19 protein-coding genes and 1 pseudogene are annotated in these 23,200 nt (G+C 72.6%); 14 read left to right on the plus strand and 6 right to left on the minus strand.

All coding sequences use genetic code 11. The features are described from left to right. Positions 1-55: 55 nt before the first annotated feature. The gene (locus tag AC3CF1_RS30870; protein WP_210923157.1) at positions 56-2,578 is read left to right on the plus strand and encodes a RelA/SpoT family protein; all 2,523 of its coding nucleotides are present in this window, start codon (positions 56-58) and stop codon (positions 2,576-2,578) included. 66 nt (positions 2,579-2,644) lie between these two features. Here the strand turns inward: AC3CF1_RS30870 and AC3CF1_RS30875 are convergent, their stop codons facing one another. Both AC3CF1_RS30875 and AC3CF1_RS30880 read right to left on the minus strand, forming a co-directional pair. Further along, positions 2,645-3,487, minus strand: coding sequence for a peptidylprolyl isomerase (locus AC3CF1_RS30875; protein WP_488451847.1), 843 nt, complete (start codon positions 3,485-3,487; stop codon positions 2,645-2,647). A 61-nt stretch (positions 3,488-3,548) separates the two neighbouring features. Further along, entirely contained in the window at positions 3,549-4,427 is an 879-nt protein-coding gene (locus AC3CF1_RS30880; protein WP_328375998.1) for a peptidylprolyl isomerase, read from the minus strand. 270 nt (positions 4,428-4,697) lie between these two features. Here AC3CF1_RS30880 and AC3CF1_RS30885 point away from each other — a divergent pair, with 270 nt between their 5' ends. From AC3CF1_RS30885 to AC3CF1_RS30895, 3 genes are all read left to right on the plus strand, one after another. Continuing rightward, positions 4,698-5,414 carry an MBL fold metallo-hydrolase gene (locus tag AC3CF1_RS30885; RefSeq protein ID WP_088947419.1) on the plus strand — a complete coding sequence of 239 codons (717 nt, stop codon included), beginning with the start codon at positions 4,698-4,700 and terminating at the stop codon, positions 5,412-5,414. Positions 5,415-5,485: 71 nt separating this feature from the next. Then, positions 5,486-6,814, plus strand: coding sequence for a histidine--tRNA ligase (hisS, locus tag AC3CF1_RS30890; protein WP_355162038.1), 1,329 nt, complete (start codon positions 5,486-5,488; stop codon positions 6,812-6,814). Positions 6,815-6,885: 71 nt separating this feature from the next. After that, a complete protein-coding gene (locus AC3CF1_RS30895) occupies positions 6,886-7,827 on the plus strand; it encodes an acyl-ACP desaturase (protein WP_354980615.1) in 942 nt (313 codons plus the stop codon). Between the two features lie 124 nt (positions 7,828-7,951). On the opposite strand, the gene AC3CF1_RS30900 is transcribed toward AC3CF1_RS30895, so the two are convergent. Next, a complete protein-coding gene (locus AC3CF1_RS30900; protein WP_088947422.1) occupies positions 7,952-8,458 on the minus strand; it encodes a PaaI family thioesterase in 507 nt (168 codons plus the stop codon). Between the two features lie 55 nt (positions 8,459-8,513). Between AC3CF1_RS30900 and AC3CF1_RS30905 the strand changes: the two genes are divergently transcribed. Both AC3CF1_RS30905 and AC3CF1_RS30910 read left to right on the plus strand, forming a co-directional pair. Then, positions 8,514-8,990, plus strand: a complete 477-nt coding sequence (locus tag AC3CF1_RS30905) for a winged helix-turn-helix transcriptional regulator (RefSeq protein ID WP_354984012.1) — start codon at positions 8,514-8,516, stop codon at positions 8,988-8,990. A gap of 289 nt (positions 8,991-9,279) precedes the next feature. After that, positions 9,280-10,326: a S1 family peptidase gene (locus AC3CF1_RS30910; RefSeq protein ID WP_088947424.1), complete on the plus strand. Its 1,047-nt coding sequence runs from the start codon at positions 9,280-9,282 to the stop codon at positions 10,324-10,326. Between the two features lie 112 nt (positions 10,327-10,438). On the opposite strand, the gene AC3CF1_RS30915 is transcribed toward AC3CF1_RS30910, so the two are convergent. Beyond that, positions 10,439-11,116: a DUF998 domain-containing protein gene (locus AC3CF1_RS30915; protein WP_488451848.1), complete on the minus strand. Its 678-nt coding sequence runs from the start codon at positions 11,114-11,116 to the stop codon at positions 10,439-10,441. A 73-nt stretch (positions 11,117-11,189) separates the two neighbouring features. Continuing rightward, positions 11,190-11,924 carry a DUF998 domain-containing protein gene (locus tag AC3CF1_RS30920; protein WP_355162422.1) on the minus strand — a complete coding sequence of 245 codons (735 nt, stop codon included), beginning with the start codon at positions 11,922-11,924 and terminating at the stop codon, positions 11,190-11,192. Between the two features lie 155 nt (positions 11,925-12,079). Here AC3CF1_RS30920 and aspS point away from each other — a divergent pair, with 155 nt between their 5' ends. The 4 genes and pseudogenes from aspS to AC3CF1_RS30940 all read left to right on the plus strand — a co-directional run. Further along, on the plus strand, positions 12,080-13,885 hold the full coding sequence (aspS, locus tag AC3CF1_RS30925) for an aspartate--tRNA ligase (protein WP_488451849.1): 1,806 nt from the start codon (positions 12,080-12,082) through the stop codon (positions 13,883-13,885). 95 nt (positions 13,886-13,980) lie between these two features. Beyond that, positions 13,981-14,793 carry a sugar nucleotide-binding protein gene (locus AC3CF1_RS30930; RefSeq protein ID WP_488451850.1) on the plus strand — a complete coding sequence of 271 codons (813 nt, stop codon included), beginning with the start codon at positions 13,981-13,983 and terminating at the stop codon, positions 14,791-14,793. Positions 14,794-14,859: 66 nt separating this feature from the next. Then, positions 14,860-15,459 carry a helix-turn-helix domain-containing protein gene (locus AC3CF1_RS30935; protein WP_488451851.1) on the plus strand — a complete coding sequence of 200 codons (600 nt, stop codon included), beginning with the start codon at positions 14,860-14,862 and terminating at the stop codon, positions 15,457-15,459. A 55-nt stretch (positions 15,460-15,514) separates the two neighbouring features. Beyond that, a pseudogene (locus tag AC3CF1_RS30940) lies at positions 15,515-16,782 on the plus strand (MFS transporter); the annotation flags it as partial. A gap of 53 nt (positions 16,783-16,835) precedes the next feature. Here AC3CF1_RS30940 and AC3CF1_RS30945 read toward each other — a convergent pair. After that, positions 16,836-17,576: a GNAT family N-acetyltransferase gene (locus AC3CF1_RS30945; RefSeq protein WP_488451852.1), complete on the minus strand. Its 741-nt coding sequence runs from the start codon at positions 17,574-17,576 to the stop codon at positions 16,836-16,838. 140 nt (positions 17,577-17,716) lie between these two features. Here AC3CF1_RS30945 and AC3CF1_RS30950 point away from each other — a divergent pair, with 140 nt between their 5' ends. The 4 genes from AC3CF1_RS30950 (at position 17,717) to AC3CF1_RS30965 (ending at position 23,197) form a co-directional block, all read left to right on the plus strand. Next, positions 17,717-17,938 carry a hypothetical protein gene (locus tag AC3CF1_RS30950; RefSeq protein WP_053658556.1) on the plus strand — a complete coding sequence of 74 codons (222 nt, stop codon included), beginning with the start codon at positions 17,717-17,719 and terminating at the stop codon, positions 17,936-17,938. 74 nt (positions 17,939-18,012) lie between these two features. Next, positions 18,013-19,551 (plus strand): replication-associated recombination protein A, encoded by a 1,539-nt coding sequence (locus tag AC3CF1_RS30955; protein ID WP_488451853.1) that lies wholly within the window; start codon positions 18,013-18,015, stop codon positions 19,549-19,551. A gap of 2,324 nt (positions 19,552-21,875) precedes the next feature. Further along, entirely contained in the window at positions 21,876-22,583 is a 708-nt protein-coding gene (locus AC3CF1_RS30960) for a hypothetical protein (RefSeq protein ID WP_088951625.1), read from the plus strand. Positions 22,584-22,732: 149 nt separating this feature from the next. Beyond that, a complete protein-coding gene (locus AC3CF1_RS30965) occupies positions 22,733-23,197 on the plus strand; it encodes a DUF948 domain-containing protein (RefSeq protein WP_088947435.1) in 465 nt (154 codons plus the stop codon). Positions 23,198-23,200 lie beyond the last annotated feature (3 nt).

The raw sequence follows: 23,200 nt of genomic DNA on the forward strand, positions 1-23,200 counted from the left end.
GACCAGGCCGGCCGATGTTCGGTCGGTGTGTTTCCGGCGAGCGGTGAGGAGGCCGGTGTCCCACGATGTCGTCCCTCCGGCGGAGGGCACGGTGCACCCGACAGGCGACGCTGACGGCTCGGTGACTGACCGGACAGGCGACGCGCCGGCCCGGGTGACGGGCACCGGCAACGGCTCCGGCAAGGCTGCGGGCGAGACCACTGTCCGCCCGATCAGCGGCCCGCCGAGCGTCGAGGCCGCGCCCGGCGCCGACGGGGTTGTCGTGCCGTTCCCGACCGACGCGGGCATCGACCCGTCGCCGAGCGGTGGCTTCGGGCTGTCCAACGCGCCCACCGGCCGGCGCGTGCGGGCCCGGCTGGCCCGGTTCAACGCGCCCTGGCAGACCTCGCAGGTCAGCGAGGTGCTGGAGCCGCTGATCGCGAGCCACCGGGACAACCACCCCAAGGCCGACGCCCGGCTGCTCCAGCGCGCCTTCGACACGGCGGCGCGGTGGCACTCCGGGCAGTACCGCAAGTCCGGCGACCCGTACATCACCCACCCGCTCGCGGTGGCGACCATCCTCGGCAACCTGGGAATGGACACCACCACGCTGGTCGCCGCCCTGCTGCACGACACCATCGAGGACACCGAATACACCCTCGACCAGATGCGCGCCGACTTCGGTGGCGAGGTCGCCCTCCTGGTCGACGGCGTCACGAAGCTCGACAAGGTCAAGCTGGGTGACGCGGCCAAGGCCGAGACGATCCGCAAGATGGTCGTGGCGATGGCCAAGGACCCCCGGGTGCTGGTGATCAAGCTGGCCGACCGGCTGCACAACATGCGCACCCTGACCTTCCTGCCCCGCCCCAAGCAGGAGCAGAAGGCCAAGGAGACGCTGGAGATCCTGGCGCCTCTCGCGCACCGGCTCGGTATGAACACGATCAAGTGGGAGCTGGAGGACCTGTCCTTCGGCACGTTGTTCCCGAAGCGCTACGAGGAGATCAACCGGCTGATCGGGGAGCACCAGCCGCAGCGCGAGACGCTGCTGCGGCAGGTCACCCAGAAGGTCGGCACCGACCTGAAGGCCGCCAAGATCAAGGCGGAGACCACCGGGCGGCCGAAGCACCTCTACTCGATCTACCAGAAGATGATCGTGCGGGGTCGGGACTTCAACGACATCTACGACCTGGTCGGGGTGCGGATCCTGGTCGACACGGTTCGGGACTGCTACGCGGCGCTGGGTGTCATCCACGCCAACTGGCAGCCGGTGCCGGGCCGCTTCAAGGACTACATCGCGATGCCCAAGTTCAACATGTACCAGTCGTTGCACACGACTGTCATCGGGCCCACCGGCAAGCCGGTGGAGATGCAGATCCGCACGTACGCGATGCACCGCACCGCGGAGTTCGGCATCGCCGCGCACTGGAAGTACAAGGAGCACAAGGGCACCCAGATCGTCGGCCCGCCCGCGCACATCGACGAGATGACCTGGCTGCGGCAGCTGCTCGACTGGCAGCGTGAGGCGGCCGACCCGAGCGAGTTCCTGGACGCGCTGCGCTTCGACCTGTCCAGCCAGGAGGTGTACGTCTTCACCCCGAAGGGTGACGTCATCCCGCTGCCGACCGGGTCGACGCCTGTGGACTTCGCGTACGCGGTGCACACCGAGGTCGGGCACAAGTGCATCGGGGCGCGGGTCAACGGCAAGCTGGTGCCGTTGGAGTCGACGCTGTCCAACGGCGACGTGATCGAGATCTTCACGTCGAAGTCCGAGACGGCCGGCCCCACGCAGGACTGGCTGGGTTTCGTCAAGAGCCCCCGCGCCCGGACGAAGATCCGGCAGTACTTCAACAAGGAACGGCGCGAGGAGGCGATCGAGGCCGGCAAGGACGCGATCGTCAAGGCGATGCGCAAGCAGGGCATGCCGTTGCAGCGGATGCTCACCTCCGACGCGCTGATGTCGATCGCCCGGGACCTGCACCTCGCCGACGTGGCCTCGCTCTACGCGGCGGTCGGCGACAGCCAGGTCTCCGCGCAGTCGGTGGTGCAGAAGCTGATGGCCGCGTACGGCGGCGAGGAGGGCGCGGCGGAGGACATCGCCGAGACCGCCGTCGCCACCCGGCCACCGCGCAGCCGGCAGAGCAGCAGCGACCCCGGTGTCGTGGTCCGGGGCGTCAGCGACGTCTGGATCAAGCTGGCCCGCTGCTGCACCCCGGTCCCACCGGACTCGGTGTTCGGCTTCGTCACCCGCTCTGGCGGGGTGAGCGTGCACCGAGACGACTGCGCCAACGCCGAGGACCTGCGGGCGCAGAGCGAGCGTGTGGTCGAGGTGAGTTGGAAGCTCACCTCCGCCTCGACGTTCCTGGTCGCGATCCAGGTCGAGGCACTGGACCGGCACAAGCTGCTGGCCGACGTCACCCGAGTGCTCTCCGACGAGCGGGTCAACATCCTCTCCGCGACCGTCACCACGACCCGCGACCGGGTGGCGGTGAGCCGGTTCAGCTTCGAGATGGCCGACCCGAAGCACCTGGGCCACCTGCTGGCCACGGTCCGCAAGGTCGACGGCGTCTTCGACGCGTACCGGGTCACCTCCGGCGCCTGACGCGTACCCCGGACACGACAGCGCCCGCCGGCTCAGCCGGCGGGCGCTTCGTCGTGCGCGCGGGGGTCAGCCCTGCGGGTTGCTCATGGCGAGGTCCTTGATGATGACCTCCTTCTTCGGGTGGCCACCGCCGGCCTGCTGGGCGAAAGCCCCGTCGTCGCCGGCCTTGGCCACGTCCTTGACGATGTCCAGGCCACCGGTGATGGTGCCCAGCACCGTGTACGCCGGGTCCAGCGGCGAGTCGCCGTAGACGATGAAGAACTGGCTGCCGGTGCTGCCCGGCTGGCCGGAGTTGGCCATCGCGATGACACCCTCCGGGTACGGCGGGCGCTTGTCAGTGGGCAGGTTCTCCTCGGGCAGGCGGTAGCTCGGGCCACCCTGACCGTCGGTCTCCCGCCAGCCGTTGCCGGTGGCGCTGGGGTCACCGCACTGCAGCACCTTGATGCCCTCGGTCACCAGGCGGTGGCACTTGGTGTTGTCGAAGAAGTTCTTCTCCGCCAGGTAGGTGAAGCTGCCCGCCGTGCACGGCACCAGCGACCGGTCGACCTTGGCCGTGATCGGGCCGAGGTTGGTGTCGATCGTCATGGTCTGCACGCCCTTGGCGTACTGCTCGTTGCTCGGCACCCCGACGTCCTTGATCTGCGGGGGCCGCTGCTCGGCCGGCAGCGCGTTGAACACGCACTCGGACGCCCCGGCCGCGGGCGCGGCGGTGTCGTTCTTGTCGTCGTCGTCGCCGCCGAGGCTCATCGCCAGCCAGACGGTGCCGGCGACCACGAGCACCAGCGCGGCAGCCGCGCTGACGATCGCCTGCGTCTGCCGGCGCTTGCGGGCCTTGGCCGACCGCTCGGCCATCTCCTTCTCGAGCCGGGCGCGTGCCGCCGCGCGCTGCCGCTCTCTGGTGGACGTCACGCCTGGATCCTCCTGGGCTGTCTGCTGCTGAGTGCCGCTTGGGGTGGGTGGTGGTGCCCGGTCAGCCGGCGCTCGGGCTGCTGGCCGGGGCGCCGGAGGCCGAGGGTGCGGCGCCGGTGACCGGCTCACCGACCGTGAGGCTCTGGATCGTCACGTCGGTGCTGGGCTTGACCTTGGCCCCGGTCCCATTGTCCACGGTCGGGAGGGCGCCGATCTTCTCCACCACGTCCAGTCCGCCGGTCACCCTGCCGATCACCGGGTACTTCGGGTCGGCGGTGGTGAAGTCCTTGAAGAAGATCAGGAACTGGCTGCCGTTGCTGCCCGGCGGGTTGGAGACCATCGCCACGGTGCCCTTCGGGTACGTCGGCGGCTGGCCGGGGGCCGGGCTGGCCGACGGGGACGCCGACGGCACGGTCGGCACCTCCTCGTCGTAGAACGAGTAGGTGGGCCCACCGAGGCCGGTGCCACTGGGATCGCCGCAGTGCAGCGCGCCCTCGGTGGTGATCTCGTGGCACTTGGTGTTGTCGTAGAACGACCGGCTCGCCAGGTGGGCGATGCTCGCCGCCGCGCACGGGGAGTTGGTCAGGCTCAGCTCGGCGGTGATCGGCGCGCCCTGGTTGGTGGTCACCGTCATGGCCCGGGTGCCGTCGGTGGGCAGATCCTTGGTCGCCGGCGTGCCGACGTCCTTCAGGTTGGTGTTGGCCGTGGCGTCCTGCGGCGTCCAGAGGCAGGTCTCCTCCGCGGCCGTGTTCTGCTTCGAGTCGGAGTCGAACGCCCCGAGCGCCCAGGCCGAGCCGGCCACCACCAACACGAGGATCAGGGCGGCACCGACACCGGCCTGGATCTGCCGGCGGCGCCGCGTCGCGGCAGCCCGGCGAGCCAACTGCCGGTCGAGCTTTTCCCGCGCCAGTTTGCGCTGCCGGTCCCTGCTGGAAGCCACCCGTGCTCCCCTTTCCTCTACCTGGTCGTCGCCGGCGACCGGGCGTCCCGGCCCGTCCGGGCGTCACGTGTGTCGCGCCACACGCCCGCCAGAGTGTACGGCTAGCGACTGGGAATGTGGTGTACGAGGTTCCACCCCATCCCGAGCAGCGCTTATCGGGCGTTGTCACTGTGCCGTACGGGGCGCGAGGGGCGGACGCGGCAAAGTCGCTCGGCACGCCCGTTAGGCTGCTGGCAGGACGACAGCTGCTCGACGGAAAGGACAGCGCCTGTGCTCGTGGCCGGCTTTCCCGCGGACGCCTTCGGCACCAACTGCTACGTGGTTGCCACCGCGCCGGGGGAGCAGTGCGTGGTGGTCGACCCCGGGATCGGGGTGCTCGACCAGCTCGACGCGCTGCTCGCCGAGCACCGCCTGCATCCGGCCGCCGTGCTGCTCACCCACGGCCACCTCGACCACACGTTCTCGGTCGCGCCGGTCTGTGGTGCGCGCGGCGTCACCGCCTACGTGCACCCGGGCGACCGGGAGATGCTGGCCGACCCGTCCAAGGGCCTCTCGGCCGACCTGACGTCGCTCTTCGGCGGTCGGTTGAGCTACACCGAGCCGGAGGACGTGGCGGAGCTGACCGACGGCGCCACTCTTACGCTCGCCGGCCTGGAGATCGCCGTCGACCACGCCCCGGGCCATACCGGCGGGTCGGTGCTGTTCCGGCTGCCCGGCGCGGGGTCGGACTGGGAGGCCGACGAGCTGTGCCTCTCGGGTGACGTCCTCTTCGCCGGGTCGATCGGCCGCACCGACCTGCCGGGTGGGAGCATGCCGGCCATGCTCACCAGCCTGCGCGACAAGATCCTTCCGCTGGCCGACGACACCGTCGTGCTGCCCGGCCACGGCCCCGCCACCACCATCGGCCGCGAGCGCGCCAGCAACCCGTACCTCATCGAGGTGGCGCAGGTCGGCGGCGGCCGACCGGCGCCCACCCGGGGCCTCTAGACCTTCTCCGCGCCGCGCGCGGACCCACGACACCACCGCGCCGCGGGCGCGGCACCGCAAGGAGTACGCCGATGAGCAAGCCCACGCCCATCTCCGGTTTCCCGGAGTGGACCCCCGGTCAGCGGATGATCGAGCAGTTCGTGCTCGACCGGATCCGGGCCACCTTCGAGCTGTACGGCTTCGCGCCGCTGGAGACCCGCGCGGTGGAGCCGCTGGACCAGCTGCTGCGCAAGGGCGAGACCTCGAAGGAGGTCTACGTGATCCGGCGGCTGCACGCCGACGCGGAGGGTTCCGGTGGTGACGACCAACTCGGCCTGCACTTCGACCTGACCGTGCCGTTCGCCCGGTACGTGCTCGAGAACGCCGGCAAGCTGGCGTTCCCGTTCCGCCGCTACCAGATCCAGAAGGTGTGGCGGGGTGAGCGGCCACAGGAGGGTCGTTACCGGGAGTTCGTGCAAGCCGACATCGACATCGTCGACCGGGACACCCTGGCCCCCCACCACGAGGCCGAGATGCCCCTCGTCATCGGCGACGCGCTGCGCTCGTTGCCGATCCCGCCGGTGACGATCCAGGTCAACAACCGCAAGATCTGCGAGGGCTTCTACCGGGGCATCGGGCTGACCGACCCGGAGGCGGCGCTGCGCGCGGTGGACAAGCTCGACAAGATCGGCCCGGCGAAGGTGGCCGACCTGCTGGCCCAGACCGCCGGGGCGAGCGAGGCGCAGGCCAAGGCGTGCCTGGCGCTGGCCGAGATCTCCGCCCCGGACGCCTCGTTCGCCGACGCCGTCCGCGCGCTCGGGGTGAGCGACCCGCTGCTCGACGAGGGCATCGACGAGCTGGTCCGGGTGGTGGAGACCGCCGCCGCGCACTCGCCCGGCCTCTGCGTGGCGGACCTGCGCATCGCCCGTGGCCTGGATTACTACACCGGCACCGTCTACGAGACGCAGCTGCGCGGCTACGAGCGGTTCGGCTCGATCTGCTCCGGCGGCCGGTACGACAACCTGGCCACCGCCGGCGCCGTCTCGTACCCCGGGGTGGGGATCTCGATCGGGGTGACCCGGCTGCTCGGGTTGCTCTTCGGCGCGGGGGAGCTCTCGGTGTCCCGGGAGGTGCCGACCGCCGTGCTCGTCGCGGTGACCAGCGAGGAGCAGCGGACGGCCAGCAACCGGGTGGCCGAGGCGCTGCGGCGGCGCGGGGTGCCGACCGAGGTGTCGCCGAGCGCGGCGAAGTTCGGCAAGCAGATCCGCTACGCCGAGCGGCGCGGCATCCCGTACGTCTGGTTCCCCGGTGTCGACGGAGCGCCGGACGAGGTGAAGGACATCCGCTCGGGTGAGCAGGTCACGGCCGGTGCGCAGGAGTGGATGCCCCCTCTGGAGGACCTCAAGCCGTCTGTTGGGTGAGTCTCTCCACTGGCGCTGACGGCCGCGGGGACCTACGGTAGCGTAAGTTACGCCACCGTAGGGAGTTTCTTGTGACCGTCAGCACCACAATCAGTCAGACCGCTCTCCTCGTCGAGTTGGAGCCGGTGGTCGCACGCAACCTCGACCGCCACCTCACGCTCGCCAAGGAGTGGTTCCCGCACGAGTACGTGCCGTGGAGCGAAGGGCGGACCTTCGACGGGCCGCTTGGCGGCGAGGCGTGGTCGCCGACCGACTCGACCATCCCGGACGTGGCTCGCACCGCGCTGATCGTGAACCTGCTGACCGAGGACAACCTGCCCTCGTACCACCACGAGATCGCCACCCTGTTCGGCCGCGACGGCGCGTGGGGCACCTGGGTGCACCGGTGGACCGCCGAGGAGGGCCGGCACGGCGTCGCGATCCGCGACTACCTGACCGTCACCCGGGCCGTGGACCCGGTGGCGTTGGAGCGGGCCCGGATGACGCACATGTCCGAGGGCTACACCAACGCCCACGGCGACGAGGTGCTGCACTCGCTGGCGTACGTCTCGTTCCAGGAGTTGGCCACCCGGATCTCGCACCGCAACACCGGCAAGGCCACCGGCGACCCCGCCTGTGAGGCACTGCTGGCCCGGGTTGCGGCCGACGAGAACCTGCACATGGTGTTCTACCGCAACCTGCTCGCCGCCGCGTTCGAGCTGGCCCCGAGTCAGGCCATGCGGGCCGTCGCCGACGTGGTGGCCGACTTCCAGATGCCGGGCAGCGGCATCGACGGTTTCGCCCGCAAGTCGGTGGCGATCGCCCTGGCCGGCATCTACGACCTGCGCCAGCACCGCGACGATGTGCTGCAGCCGGTGCTGCGCCAGTGGGACGTCTTCAACGTGACCGGCCTCAACGCCGACGGTGAAGCCGCCCGCGAGCAGCTCGCCGGCCAGCTGGACAACCTGGAGCGCGCCGCGAGCCGCTTCGAGGAAAAGCGCGACGCCCGAGCCGCCCGCCTGGCCCTCCGCTAATCCCCCACCCCGCCCCGCCCCCCGACCGCACCCACCCACGCCACCGGCCCGTTGATCATGAAGTTGTTGCCATTCGCCTCGGCGTGTCGGGGCAATAACTTCATGATCAACGCGGTGGTGGGGGTCAGGGGAGGGGGAGGATCAGGCAGGTGCTGGTGGCGTGGGCTATCAGGCGGGCGTCCGCGTCGGTGATGCGGGCCTCGGCCAGGGCGGTACGCCGGCCACGTTGCAGCACGGTGCCCTCGCAGCGCAGCGTGCCGCTGTCGACAGTGACCGGGCGGAGGAACTTCACGTTCAGGTCCAGCGAGGTGTAGCCGACGCCAGCGGGCAGGGTGGTGTGCACGGCGCACCCGGCGGCGGTGTCCAGCAGCGTCGAGAGAACGCCACCGTGGACGGTGCCGAGCGGGTTGTAGTGGAACTCCTGCGGGGTCAACTCGACGCTGACCCGGCCCTCGTCGGCCTCCATCCGGCTCATGTCGAGAAGGTGCATCACCGGCGGCGCGGCCAGCTCGCCGGCGATCATCGCCCGCAGCATGTCGATGCCGCTGCGTCGACCGATCTGGGCGGCGTTGGCCGCCGGGTCCGCCCAGCTGAAGGTCCGGCTGCGCGCCGGTTCCTGCGTCTGCGTCATGGACGCAGCCTGGCAGCAGGTTGCTGAGTCTGTCAATGAGACCTAGCCTGGTCGGATGCGACCCGCGGCACTGGACTGGTCGGTGGACAACTGCACCATCGCCCGCGCGATGGAGATCCTCGGTGAGCGGTGGACCCTGGTGGTGCTCCGCGAGGTGTTCACCGGCGTACGCCGCTTCGACGACATGCGGGTGCGCACCGGCATCCCGCGTCAGGTGCTGACCAACCGGCTGGCCACCCTGGTCGAGCAGGGCGTGCTGAGCCGTGAGCCGTACCGGGAGCCGGGCAGCCGGTCGCGCCACGAGTACCGGCTGACGGAGAAGGGCCTGGACCTGTGGCCGGTGCTGGTCGCCGTGCTCGGCTGGGGCGACCGGTACCTCGCCGGCCCGGAGGGTCCGCCACTCAGCGTCGCTCACCGTGACTGTGGCGCTCCGGTTCGTGTGGACCTGCGCTGCGCCGAGGGGCACGACGTGGAACAGCCGCGCGACGTGGTGCCGCGCCCGGGCCCCGGCGCACGCCGCCGTACGCCCTGACACGCGGCGCCCCCACCCACCCGGCATCCGGTGCCGGGGAAGGCATCGACGATCGTGCGCGCGAAAAACCATGCGGGTGTGACGGTCGTTGTTCACCAGCGTGTCAGGGGTGTTGCGGCATTGTGGCCTGCCAAGATCGGCAAATCCGGGCGAAACCAGGCCTTGTCAATGATCTTAAGTATGTGAATACTTCAGTTCACTCGACCGGTTTTCGCAGATCGGCCGGGTTGCCCTCGGGTCAGCCGTTCCCCCCGGCGTGATCCGTCCCCCCGCCCAGGAGGTTTGTTACATGCGACCCACGAGGTCCTCGTTCCGCGTCGCGGCCACCGTCGCCGTGTCCGGATCCCTGGTCGTCGGCGCGCTCATCGGCGCACCCGCCCAGGCCGCTCCCGCCGCCTCGCCCGATGCCGCCGCGGCGCTCTCCGCGGCCCTCGGTGACCGCTCCGCCGGCTCGTACATCGACGCCAGCGGCAAGTCCGTCGTCACGGTGACCGACGCCGCCGCCGCCAGCAAGGCGAGCAAGGCCGGCGCCGTCGTCCGCTACGTCACCCGTGGTGCCGGCGAGCTCAACCGGGCCACCGCGGACCTGGAGCGGTCCGCCAAGATCCCGGGCACCGCCTGGTGGAGTGACCCGGTCACCAACCAGGTCGTCGTCTCCGTGGACAGCACCGTCACCGGTGCCAAGCTGGAGCGGGTCAAGGCCGCCGCCGCGCGGGCCAACGGCGCGGTCCGGGTCGAGGCCGAGGCCGGCGTGCTGAGCACCCGGATCTCCGGCGGTCAGGCCATCTACGCCGGCGGGGGCGGGCGTTGCTCGCTCGGCTTCAACGTGCGCAGTGGCAGCACCTACTCGTTCGTGACGGCCGGGCACTGCACCAACATCGCGTCCAGCTGGTACTCGAACTCCTCCCAGAGCTCGCTGATCGGCACCCGTACCGGCACCAGCTTCCCGGGTAACGACTACGGCATCGTGCGGCACAGCAACTCGGCCAACGCGGCCGGCAACGTGTCGCTCTACAACGGCAGCTTCCGCGACATCACCGGCTCCGGCAACGCGTCGGTCGGCCAGTCGGTGCAGCGTTCCGGCAGCACCACCGGCCTGCGCAGCGGCTCGGTGAACGCGACCAACGCCACGGTGAACTACGCCGAGGGCTCGGTCTCCGGCCTGATCCGCACCAACGTCTGCGCCGAGCCGGGCGACAGCGGCGGCTCGCTGTTCGCCGGTGGCACCGCCCTGGGCATGACCTCCGGCGGCAGTGGCAACTGCCGCACCGGCGGCACGACCTACTTCCAGCCGGTCACCGAGGCGCTCAGCCGTTACGGCGTCAGCGTCTTCTGATCCAGTCACCGCCAGCGGGCCGCCGGATTCCTCCGGCGGCCCGTTCGCTGTCCTGGCTGCCCGCCGTCCACGGTGCGCTCGGCGTACCTCAGAAAAGAGCGGTGCCAAGCGGTCAGCCCGGCCGCCGCCCGAAGGCCAGCGCGGCGAGCACGGCGGCCAACGGTACGACCGCCTCCGCGGCCGCCACCAGCCGCTCCGTCAACCCGATCCACGCGCCGTCGGTGAAGAACTCGACGGCGAACCAGCCGAGCAGTCCGAGGAGCACCGCCGTCACCGCGAGCGCTGTCCAGCGGACGCGCAGAGCCGACCCGTCCGGTGGATCGCGCCGGACTCGGCCGAGGGGCGGTGCCGCTCGACGGGGCACCGTCGGCGCGGCTCGACTGGGCACCGTCGGCGCCGCTCGGTGGGGCACCGCCAGGGCGGGCCAGACAGCCAACGCCACGAACGCCACCCCAGCGGCGACGACGTGCGTCGTCGACCCGCCTCCCGGGTGTTGCGGGAACGCGACCAGAACCAGTGTGGCAAGGCCGCCCAGGGCGAGCAGCCCACGACCCGCCGGTGCCGCGACGACCAGGCCGAGCGCGGTTGCCAGGTGACAGATGCCCAGGCCAGCCAGCCCCACCGTCATGATCCAGCGTTGGTCGGCGTCGGCGGCGGCGAGCGCGCTGATGGTCTGCCGGACCGGGTCGAACTCCTCGGGCTGGGCGGCCTGCGCCAGCGTCCAGCCCTCGATCAGAAACAACGGTGCGCCAGCGGCCGACAGCAGGGTCCAGCGGGGAACGGCGGACATCGGGTGAGCGTAGCGGTGCGAACGGCCCCACTCCCGGGCCCGAGGCCTGGCATTCGGGCCGATACACCGTGACCTACGGCAGCCGATCGGGCCCTCGAGGAGTGGGCCCGATTGTGGGCCCGAGCGGATCCGGGGGTACGACGCCGCCGGTCGGCAACGTCGGGCCGATGGCTGTCGCACCGCCGACGGCCCAGGCCAGGTGCGCCCGCCGGGCGGAGAGGATGGCCAGCAGTGGCCAGAGTGAGACCGCCACCGCCGTCACCCGCTCGGCCAGCCCGGTGCGGGACCCGCTGGTCACCTCGTACGAGCACCACCCGAAGAGCGCGAGCAGCACCACCGTGGCGCTCAGCCCCACCGCCCGACGGAACGCCCAGGGCGGGTCCGGCCTGTTCGGGTGCTGGGTGTCGTGCCCGCGCGGAAGCCACAGCGCCGAGCCGGCCGGCCAGAGCGCCAGGGCGAGCACCGCCACTGTCGCCGCGATGCCGTGGCTGAGCGAACCGCCGACAGTGGGGCGGGGGAACGCGACCAGCGCGATGGTCGCCACCCCGCCGACGGCGAGCAGGAACCGGCTGGGCAATCCGGCCGCGTGCAGCACGGCGGCGACGGCCAGGTAGCAGCACCCGAGCAGCACCAGCGCGGTGATCATGATCCAGGGGTCGACGGCCTCCTGCCCGGCCAACTCACTGATGGTGTCCCGGATCGGGTCGTAACCGGCGGGCTGCCGCGCCTCCGCGACCGTCCAGCCGGCCACCAGCAGCAGGGGTGCGGCAGCCGCCGTAGCGACGGCCCAGTTCGGTACGGCGCGCATTTCGCCACGTTAACCGGCATGGCCGCTGCCCGAGCCGGGTTCGCCGGGCTGCCCCACCTGCGAATCGCGTCGGCCTGCCGGGTGCCCCGGAGGCAGGGCGGCCACCCCTGACAGAATGCCGGTGAGGACTGTTCCACGATGAGGAGTTGCCAGCCGTGATCCGTACCCACAATGCCGGAAGCCTGCGCGCCGCGGACGCCGGCTCGACGGTGACGCTCGCCGGCTGGGTGGCCCGCCGGCGCGACCACGGCGGGGTCATCTTCGTCGACCTGCGCGACGGTTCCGGTGTTGTCCAGGTGGTGTTCCGTGAGGAAGATGCGCACGCGCTGCGCAACGAGTTCTGCGTGAAGGTCGTCGGTGAGGTGACCCGCCGACCGGCCGGCAACGAGAACCCGGAGCTGCCCACCGGTGAGGTCGAGGTGACCGTCACCGACCTGGAGGTGCTCTCCGAGGCGGCGCCGTTGCCGCTGCCGGTGGACGACCAGATCGAGGCCGGCGACGACATCCGGCTCCGCTACCGCTACCTGGACCTGCGCCGCAGCGGCCCGGCGAACGCGCTGCGGCTGCGCTCGCGTGCCAGCCACCTGGCCCGGGGCGTGCTGCACGAGCGGGACTTCCTGGAGATCGAGACGCCGACGCTGACCCGCTCGACGCCCGAGGGCGCCCGTGACTTCCTGGTCCCGGTGCGACTTCAGCCCGGCAGCTGGTATGCGCTGCCGCAGTCGCCGCAGCTGTTCAAGCAGCTGCTGATGGTCGGCGGCATGGAGCGGTACTACCAGATCGCCCGCTGCTACCGCGACGAGGACTTCCGCGCCGACCGGCAGCCCGAGTTCACCCAGCTCGACATCGAGATGTCGTTCGTCACCGAGGACGACGTGATCGACCTCGGCGAGGCGATCGTGTCGGCGCTCTGGAAGGACCTGGCCGGGCACGAGATCAGCCAGCCGATCCCGCGGATCACCTGGCACGACGCGATGGCCCGGTACGGCTCCGACAAGCCGGACCTGCGCTACGGCGTCGAGCTGACCGAGCTGACCGACTACCTGCGTGGCACCGAGTTCCGGGTCTTCGCCGGGGCGATCGACGCGGGTGGCTACGTCGGCGCGGTCGTGATGCCGGGTGGTGCCGCGCAGAGCCGCAAGGAACTGGACGGCTGGCAGGACTGGGCCAAGGCGCGCGGCGCGCGCGGCCTGGCGTACGTGGTGCTGGACGCCGAGACCGGCGAGGCGCGTGGCCCGGTGGCGAAGAACCTCTCCGCCGAGCACCTGGGCGGGCTCGCCGACACGGTCGGCGCCAAGCCGGGCGACGCGATCTTCTTCGCCGCCAGCGCCACCACCCGGGAGGCGCAGGAGCTGCTGGGCGCGGCTCGGATCGAGATCGCCAAGCGGACCGGGTTGATCGACGAGAGCGCCTGGGCGTTCTGCTGGGTGGTCGATGCGCCGATGTTCGAGCGCACGGACGAGGGCGGCTGGACGGCCGTGCACCACCCGTTCACCTCGCCGAACTCGGAGTGGGTCGACCGGTTCGAGGAGGCTCCGGACCGGGCCCTCGCCTACGCGTACGACATCGTCTGCAACGGCAACGAGATCGGCGGCGGGTCGATCCGTATCCACCGTGGTGACGTGCAGAAGCGGGTCTTCGACCTGCTCGGCATCACCCCCGAGGAGGCGCAGGACAAGTTCGGCTTCCTGCTGGAGGCGTTCAAGTACGGCGCCCCTCCGCACGGCGGCATCGCCTTCGGCTGGGACCGGGTCTGCATGCTGCTCGCCGGCGCCGACTCGATCCGCGAGGTCATCGCCTTCCCGAAGACCCGGGGTGGCTTCGACCCGCTGACCAGCGCTCCCACCCCGATCACCGCCCAGCAGCGCGCCGAGGCCGGCATCGACGCCAAGCCCAAGCCGCCCGCAACCGCCCACACGGGAACGGCCGGCCCCGCAGCCCCGGTACCAGACCCGGTCTGACCCCCGCTCCTGCTTGGTTGATCAAGAGGTTTGCGTCATCATCGCCCCGCGAGATGACGCAAACCTCTTGATCGTCGGTGGGGGAGTGGGCTGGGATGCGGGTGCTTGTTGTCGGGGGTAGTGGGCTTCTTGGGCGTGCCGTTTGTCGGCGGGGCCTCGGGCTTGGCTGGTCGGTTGTTGGGACGTTTTACTCCGGTGAGATCGCCGCGCCGGGCGTTGCGGAGCGCCGGCTGGACGTGACCGACCGGGCCGCCGTGCGCGCGCTGGTCGCCGAGGTGCGGCCGGACGCCGTGGTCGGGACCCCCTACCGGTACGACGACTGGGCGGTCACCGCCGACGGTGCCGCGCACGTGGCGGTCGCCGCCGCCGAGGTGGGTGCCCGACTGGTGCACGTGTCCAGTGACGCGCTGCACGCCGGCCGACCCACGCCGTACGCCGACGACGACCCGCCCACGCCGGTGCACGCGTACGGCGCCGCGAAGGCCGCCGCCGAGACCGCCGTGCGGGCGATCGACCCCGGCGCGGCCCTGGTGCGTACCTCCCTGATCGTGGGGGAGGGCAGCAAGCAGATCCAGCTCTGCCGGGAGGCGCTCGCCGGCCGGGCCGTGCTGTTCAGCGACGAGCTGCGCTGCCCGATCGACGTCACCGACCTCGCGGACGCCGTACTGGAACTGGTCGCCTCGACGTACGCCGGTCTGCTCAACGTGGCCGGCCCGGACGCCGTGAGCCGGGCCGAGCTGGGCCTGCTGGTCGCCGAGCGGTTCGGCCTCGACCCGGCCGGACTCAAGACCACCACCGGGGCCGCCGTCGGCCTGTCCCGCCCCCTCGACGTACGCCTCGACTCCGCTCGCGCCGTCGGCCTGCTGCGCACGCGACTGCGCGGGGTACGCGAACTCCTGGCACCCTGATCGCCATTGCACACTTCCTATGCACAACTCTTGTGCATAGGAAGTGTGCAGAGATAGTGTGCACGTATGGAGAGCCCTTCACCCGGCGGGTCGGTCGAGCCACGTCGAGTCCATCTGGACAACCAACAGGTCCGCACGCTGGCCCACCCGCTGCGAATGCGGCTGCTCGGCTCGCTGCGGGTCGACGGTCCGGCGACCGCGACCGCCCTGGCCGAGAAGCTGAACACCAACACCGGTGCCACGAGCTACCACCTGCGCCAGCTCGCCGAGGTCGGGCTGGTGACCGAGGACCCCGACCGGGGCACCAGCCGGCAGCGATGGTGGCAGGCGGCACACGACATCAGCGACTTCGAGCCCACCGACTTCGACGACGACCCGGACGCCCGCGCCGCCGTGCAGTGGATCCAGGCTGATCAGGTGCGGGTGATGGCCGACCTGGCCGAGCGGTGGCTGGCCGTCGAGCACCACCACCCCCGGGACTGGCGCGATGCCGCCGGCATGAGTGACCTGGTGCTGCCGCTCGACCCGACCCGGCTGCGGGCACTCAACGACGAGTTGTGGGCGGTGCTGATGCGCTACCGCGATGAGCCCGTCGCGGACAGCGCCGACGTAAAGCCGGTGCACCTGTTCCTGGCGGGCATCCCACGGCTGGACGAGCGCTGGTGAGCGCGAGGAGTGAGCGGGGTTTGCGAGCCCCGCAGTCGCGAACTGAGGCAATGTCGTGAGCGCGCTGACCGTACGCCAGGTCCGGCGTCGCTACCTCACGCTCTACGGCCTGCGCTGGCTGCCCACGGGTCTGATGATCCCGGTCATGATCCTGCTGATGCAGGAGCGTGGCCTGTCACTGCCGCAGATCGGCCTGGTCGGCACCGCGCAGGGCCTGCTGGTGCTGGCGCTGGAGTTGCCCACCGGCGGGCTCGCCGACGCTCTCGGTCGCCGACCGGTGCTGCTCGCCGCCGGGGTGCTGAACCTCGCGTCGTTGGCGCTGTTCGCGGTGGCCGACTCGTTCTGGCTGTTCTTCGTGGTCTGGGCCTTGCAGGGCGTCTACCGGGCGTTGGACAGCGGCCCGTTGGAGTCCTGGTACGTCGACGCCACCCTGGCCGCGGACCCGGAGGCCGAGTACGAGCGCGGCCTCGGGTACGCCGGCACCGTCATCGGCGGTGCGATCGGCGGTGGCGCGCTGATCAGCGGCGGCCTGATCGCGCTCGGCCCGATCGGACCGGTCAGCGCGCTCACGGTGCCCGTGTTGGCCGCCATCGTCGCGCAGGCGGCGGCGCTCGTCGCGCTGGTCGTGTTGCTTGTCGAAGAGCGGCCGGCCACCGGGTTCGCGGCGCTGCGGGCCTCAGTGGTCCAGGCGCCCGGATGATCGGCCAGGCCGTCGGGCTCTTGCGTCGCTCCCGGGTGCTGCTGGCGTTGGTGGCCGTCGAGCTGTTCTGGGGCTTCGGCATGGTCACCTTCGAGTCGTTGCTGCCGGTCCGGCTCGCCGAGGTGATCGGTGATCCGGAACGCGCGGCGGCGTTGCTCGGGCCGGCGAACTCGGCCGCCTGGCTCGCCTCGGCGGCCGGTGCGGCACTGACCCCACTGCTGCTGCGCTGGTTCGGCGCCGCGCCGGGTGCGGCCCTGCTGCGCATCCTCCAGGGTGTGACTGTGGTCGGGATGGGCTTGTTCGCCGGGCCGGTCGGCGTGCTGGTGGCGTACCTGGCCTGCTACGCCGTGCACGGCGCGTCCAACCCGCTGCACAGTGGGCTGCTGCACCGGCAGGTCGACGGCCCGTACCGGACCAGCGTGCTCTCGCTGAACTCGATGATGGCGCAGCCGGCCGCCGCCCTCGGTGGGGTGGTGCTGACCGCGTTCGCCGCCGCCACCAGCATCAGCGCCGCGATGGTGGTCGGCGCGGTGGTGCTCGCCGCCGCCGCCCCGCTCTACCTGCCGGCCTGGCTGGCCGGGCGCCGCGCCCCTGCGGCCGAGCCGACGGCGGTTCCCGTACCGGCCGACCGGTGAGGACGAGGTGCCCCCTGTCACGGCAAGGGGCACCTCGCGTCTCACCCGAGGCGGACCGAGCTGAGCGGGAGGGTGTTGGTGAAGCCCAGTCGACGGTAGAGACGTGCGGCCCCGACGTTGTCCGTGTAGACGCCCAGCGCGACGGTGTCGTGGCGGGCCAGCAGCGCCCGGGTCATGCCGGCGGTCAGGGCGGCACCCAGGCCCCGACCCCGTTGGTCCGGGGCCACGGTCAGGCCGGCGAGGAAGCCCACGTCGCTCTGACTGCGGTCCGCGCCGCAGGCCACCAGCCGGTCGCCGGCCCGGATGCCGTACCAGGCCACCACCCGTGGGTCGCCGGGGCGGGAGGTGCTGCTCGGGAACGCCACGTCGATCAGGGCCTCCAGCGCGGGACGGTCCGCCTCGGCGAGTCGCACCACCCGGTGCTCGTCGGCCTGTGCCGGCGGTGCCGCGTCGGTCCAGTGGAAGTCCCAGTCGCGGTGCTCGGTCACCGTCAGCTGGTCGGCCAGCAGACCGCGATCGTGGCGGGGCAGGTGCAGTCGCTGCCCCGGTTGCAGCAGCCCGTCGGCCGCCAGCGCGGCACAGGTCTCGATCGCCGCCCGGGCCGGGCCGATCCCGCAGCCGGCCGGCCCGTGCTCGGGCGCCACCTTCCACACCACGGCGCCGTTGCGCCGGTAACCGCGAGCCGGTGTGCCCGGTCCGAGCGCGTGCCGGGCGAACGGGTGGTGGCCGACGGCGGCCAGGATGGCACGGGTGTCCTGGAGCACCGGGTCGTCGATGATCATGCTCACCAGCCTAGGAGCCGGCGGTGCGACGCCCGCGCCGGGCAGCGGCGACGCAACCAGATCCACCGTGGAGATTGACGAGTGGACCGATTGGGTACATCACGCGCCGACCTACTGGGAACCCCCACCGGAGGACCGACATGCTCGCCATTCTCGCGGCCATCGTCTTTGGCTTTGCCCTGCTGCTCGATCTGCTCAACACCGACTTCGGCGCACCTGACCTGTTCAACTGGAACACCCTCGTGCTCATCGGGCTGCTCCTGCTCTCGCTCTACCTGGCCGGCGTGGGCAGCGGCCCGCGCGGCGGTGGCGGCGGTGGCGGCGGCCGCTGGTACCGGGGCCGTCGCCCCGGTCGCGGCTGACCGGAACCGATCACCGGTGGCGGGCCCACGGCGCGATTCCGGCGTCGTGGGCCCGGCCCGGTACTGTCTTCGTGATGGAGTCCGACGCCCTCTTCTCCCTCGGTGAACCCGCCGGGTCGCGCAGCGCGCCCGACGGCCCCGCCGGTGTCGACGGCTTCACCGCGGTGGCCGACGACTCACCCCTGCCCGTCCGGATGCGCCCGGTGACCCTCGACGAGCTGATCGGTCAGGACCACCTGCTCGCCCCCGGCGCCCCACTACGGCAGCTGGTCTCCGGCGGCGCCCCGCTGTCGGTGATCCTCTGGGGCCCGCCGGGCAGCGGCAAGACCACCATCGCGCACCTGGTGGCCGGGGCGACCGACCGCCGATTCGTCGCCATGTCGGCGCTCTCCGCCGGCGTCAAGGACGTCCGGGCGGTGATCGAGGCGGCCCGCCGCCAGCGCCGCTCGGGCGGCCCGCAGACCGTACTCTTCATCGACGAGGTGCACCGGTTCAGCAAGACCCAGCAGGATTCACTGCTCGCCGCCGTCGAGGACCGTACTGTCACGTTGCTGGCGGCGACCACCGAAAACCCGTACTTCTCGGTCATCTCGCCGTTGCTGTCGCGGTGCGTGCTGCTCACCCTGCAACCGTTGGACGACGCGGCGGTGCGGGGCCTGCTGCGCCGCGCGGTCACCGACAAGCGCGGCCTGGACAACGCCCTGACCCTGACCCCGGAGGCCGAGGACCACCTGGTCCGGCTGGCCGCCGGTGACGTCCGCAAGGCACTCACCGCACTGGAAGCGGCGGCGGCCTCCGCCACGGCGCTCGGCGCCGGGCGGATCGACCTCGCCACCGCCGAGCAGGCCGTCGACGTGGCGGCGGTGCGCTACGACCGCGACGGCGACGCCCACTACGACGTGGTCAGCGCCTTCATCAAGAGCATGCGCGGTTCGGACGTGGACGCCGCGGTGCACTGGCTGGCCCGCATGCTGGTCGCCGGCGAGGACGCCCGGTTCATCGCCCGCCGCCTGGTCATCTTCGCCAGCGAGGACGTGGGCATGGCCGATCCCACAGCGCTGAGCGTCGCGACCGCCGCCGCGCACGCCGTCGAGTACGTCGGGCTGCCCGAAGTGCAGCTCAACCTGGCCCAGGCGGTGATCCACCTGGCGACGGCGCCCAAGTCGAACTCCGCCACCACCGCCATCGGCGCCGCGATCGCCGACGTCCGGGCCGGTCGCGGTGGCCCGGTGCCGCGAGGGCTGCGTGACGCGCACTACGCCGGCGCCCGAGGGTTGGGCCACGGCACCGGCTACCGCTACCCGCACGACGACCAGCGCGGTGTGGTCACCCAGCAGTACGTCCCGGACGACCTGGTGGGCACCGACTACTACCAGCCCAGCCCGCACGGCGCCGAACGGTCGGTGGCCACCCGGCTGCCGCTGCTGCGCCGGATCGTGCGGGGTCTGCCGGCCCCGACCGTCCGTCCGGACACTCCGACAGCCGAGCCACCTGTAACGGCACAGGCCGCGTCGGCGCTACCTGGCGAGACCGGTCGCCCGGCGACCGGCACGGGCGCACCGGGCACGATGCAGGACAGCGGCACTGACGCCGCAGGAGAGGGTCAACAGTGAGATCGCGTGGTGGGGACCGCCCGGACGAGGGCCCGGACGAGCGGCGCGATCCCCGCGCCAAGACGCGTCGCTGGGGTCGGGGGCGGGCCGCCGAGCCCGAGCCCGAGGAGCCGGTCGCCGGCGAGGAGTTCGGCTGGATCGACGACCTGCGCTCTGCCAAGCAGCAACGCACCGAGCTGGGCCCGGACGGCGCCCCGGCGGAGCCGGGCCGTCCCGCTGCGGGTGCGCCAGCCGAACCTGCGGGGCCGCGTACGGGTGCGCCGGCAGCGCCGGCCGGTGGACGCGGCGGTGCTCCGGTGCCGCCGGAGGCCCCGGCTCCACCCGCGCCGCGCCAGACCGACCCGGGTGCCGGCCCCCGTCGACCGGTCGACGGTCCCTGGCCGGGGGAGGCGCCGCCCGCCGGCCGCCGCCCGGATGAGCGGCCACCCGCGGCCAGCCCCGGTGCACCCGCCCCGGGCCAGCCGGCGCGCCGAGGAGTGCAGCCGGCACCCGCTGCGCGTGCCGCCGTACCACCAGCGCCACCCACCGCCCGGCCAGTTGGCGGCGACCCGGCCGGCCCACCGGAGCCTCGCCCCGACGCGCCCGGCGGCCCGGTCCGCTCCCGCCCTGCGGCGGTTCCGCCCGGCCCACCCGTAGGCCCTCCGACCTCCGGCGCCCCGACCGGTCGCCGTCCGGATGCCGCCGGTCCGACCGGTCGCCGTCCGGACGCTGCCACGCCCGGGGGTAACCCGGACGCCATGCCACCGTTGCGCCGACCGGACGCCGGAGCGCCGGGCCGCCGACCGGGCCCCGAGCCCGTCGAGCCCGGCCGCGCGGTGCCGCCTGCCGACGGCACGCCCGCCGGTCGCCGGTCCGCCGGTCCAGCACCCGATCCAGCGCGGGGCACCGCGCCGTCCCCCGCCGCAGCGCGGTACGACGGCACTCCGGCCGGCGCCGTCCCGCCGGTCGCGGATGGCCTGCGACCCGACCCCGCCATCGACCGTGACCCGCGTACCGCCCGACGCCGGCCAGGCCCGGTCGACCCCGGCGCGCCGGAGCCCACCGGCCCCCGTGCCGCCGAGCGCTCCCGCCCGGCAGCCGGCGGCCACCGCCGCGCCGCCGAACCCGACGAGCCGATGGTGCCCCGCTCGGGCAACGCGCCGCCGGTGCCCGCAGCGTCCGGCGGTCACAGCGGCGCGACGCCCACCATCGCCCCCACCGACGGCACGGGTCGCCGCCGGGCCACCTCCGACGAGCCGGAGCGGCGTACGCCGGCCGGCGGCGAACCTCGACCGGACCGCCCGGAGCGGCCCGCCGACTGGCTGCGCCAGGCCGGTCGCCTGCCGCACACCGACCCGGGCCTGCCGGTGGTCAACCGCCGAGGCGGGCCCCCGCCGGCCGAGGGCCGGCGTCCCGTACCGCCCGCCGGCGCCGGTGACATCGTCGACCCGACGGCTGGTCGGCTCGGCGTACCCGATCCGGCCGCGGAGCGCTCCGCTGGTCGCCGGCCCGCCGGCCCGCCGACCGACCCGGGCTCGGAGGGGCCCACCGGTCGTCGTGCCGTACGCCCCGACGCGTCGGGTTCCACCGGAGAACAGGCGACGCCCTATCCGCCGGCGACCGGCGACCGTCCCGGCCGGGGCCGGGGCGCCACGGCGCCTGCTCCGGATCCCACAGTGCGGCGTGGTCGTGGGGCTGCTGGTCCTGGTCCGGACGGGATGCCCGCTCCGGATCCGGCCGGTCGGCGACGTCCGCCCGTCGAGGGTGGCCCGGGTCGACAGGGACCGGCGAGCGACCGGGGCGACGACCCTTATGCCGCTGGGCGACCCGCGCCCGGTGCCGGCCCCGCCGCACCGGTTCGGGGTGCCGCCCGTTCCACTCCGCCCGGTCGGGCCCGGCCCGTTGCGGGTGAGGCACCGGGTGCCGGCCCCCGCGACGCCGTCCGTTCGGAGGGCCCGGCTCGTGCCGCCGTGCCTCCGGGTGGAGACGGGCCGCCGCGTCCGCGTCTGGACGGTCCGGCCCGCGCCGCCGTCCGCCCACCCGGTGGCATGCAACCGCCCTCCGCCGACGAACGGCCGGGCGGTGCGCCGGGCGGCGGACCGGGTTCTCCCGCGCCGGCCCGTGGTGGTGCGCAGGTCGGTCGACCGGTGCCACCTGACCGTGCCGCCGGCCGTGCCCTGCCTCCGAATCGGGAGCCCGGCCGAGCCGAGCCGAGCGGTGTCGCCCCGGTGCCGCCACCCGGCCGCCCCGGCGATCCCGTCGGTGTGGCCCGCGCCGCAGCCGTGGTGCCGTCCCCGTCCGGCCCGGTGGACCGCCCGGCACCGGATCCGTCCGGCGGGCCGGCCCTGCGCCCAGCGGATCAGGACTCGCCGGACGACGCCGCCGCAGCGGGTGCCCGGGCCGAGGCGCACCGCGAGTCGCGTGAACGACGCCGGCTGCGTGCGGCGGTGCTGGCGCTGGTCAGCATCGTGCTGCTCGGTGCGGTGCCGCTCTTCTTCGGCATCCGGACGTTGAGCCGTGACCCGGTCTTCGACAACCTGGACAAGCTCGACGTGCCCGGCTGGGCTGCCGCGAAGACCGTCGACGACGTCAGCGGCAGCCGGTGGTGTCTGCTCGACTGCCGGCTGCGTGAGCGCACCGTCACCTCGGAGAAGGCGCCGGACGAGACGGCGAAGGCCTACGAGAACGCGTTGCGTCAGGACGGTTGGCAGCCGTGGAAGGTGAGCCGCTGCCCGGAGCAGGAGACCAAGGGCAGCTACACCTGCTGGCGGCGCGACGAGTTGACGCTCGACCTGTGGGTCCGCGAGCCGACCTGTGTGCCGCCGCCGGTCGACGGCGAGCCGGCCGTCGTGCCGTCGACCGATCCGTCTGCCGATCCGTCGGCCGCTGCGACAGGGTGCACCGGCTCGTTGGTGTCGGTGAAGGTACGCAACGCGATCGACGACGAGCGGACCAGGCCGCAGCCGACCACCGACCCGTCACTGACCGGAGAGGATCCGTTCCCGACGGTCAGTGGTGATCCGCTGGGGGAGCTGACACCCTCACCGTCCTGAGCCGGCCTCCATCACGGACGGTAGGGTCTGGGGCTGGCGGGCATGCCCGCTACCGGTGAGCGTCGACGACTCGACGACCGGTACGGGTGCCATCGTTGTGCGTTCCGAGGACGTCGGGTCCTGCGGAACTCTGCTTGAGGAGGACAGGCGTGGGCGACATTGGAGCCATCGCGGCGCTGATCGCGGCGTGCGCGTTCGCGGTGCTGGTGCTCATTCTGACGCTGCCCATCCTGCGGCTGCGGCACACGGTTGACGCCACCACCCGCATGATCAACGACCTCAACGACCGGACAGCGCCGCTGCTCGGTGACGTGAACACCACTGTGAAGAACGTCAACACGGCGCTGGAGCAGGTGCAGACCTCGCTCGACGGCGTCAACCTGCAGCTGGCGAAGGTCGACACGATGACCAGCCACGCGCAGAACGTCACCGCCAACGTCGCCAACCTGGCCACCGTCGTCTCCGCGGCGGCTGCCAACCCGCTGGTCAAGGTGGCCGCGTTCGGCTACAGCGTGCGCAAGGCCGCCGCCGGCCGTCGGCACGCCGAGACCGAGCGTGAGGTCCGCGACACCATCAAGCAGCAGCGGCGGGCCGCGCGGCGCGGCAACCGCTGACCG

The sequence above is a fragment of the Micromonospora sp. MGP-C2 genome (genome assembly GCF_057766525.1).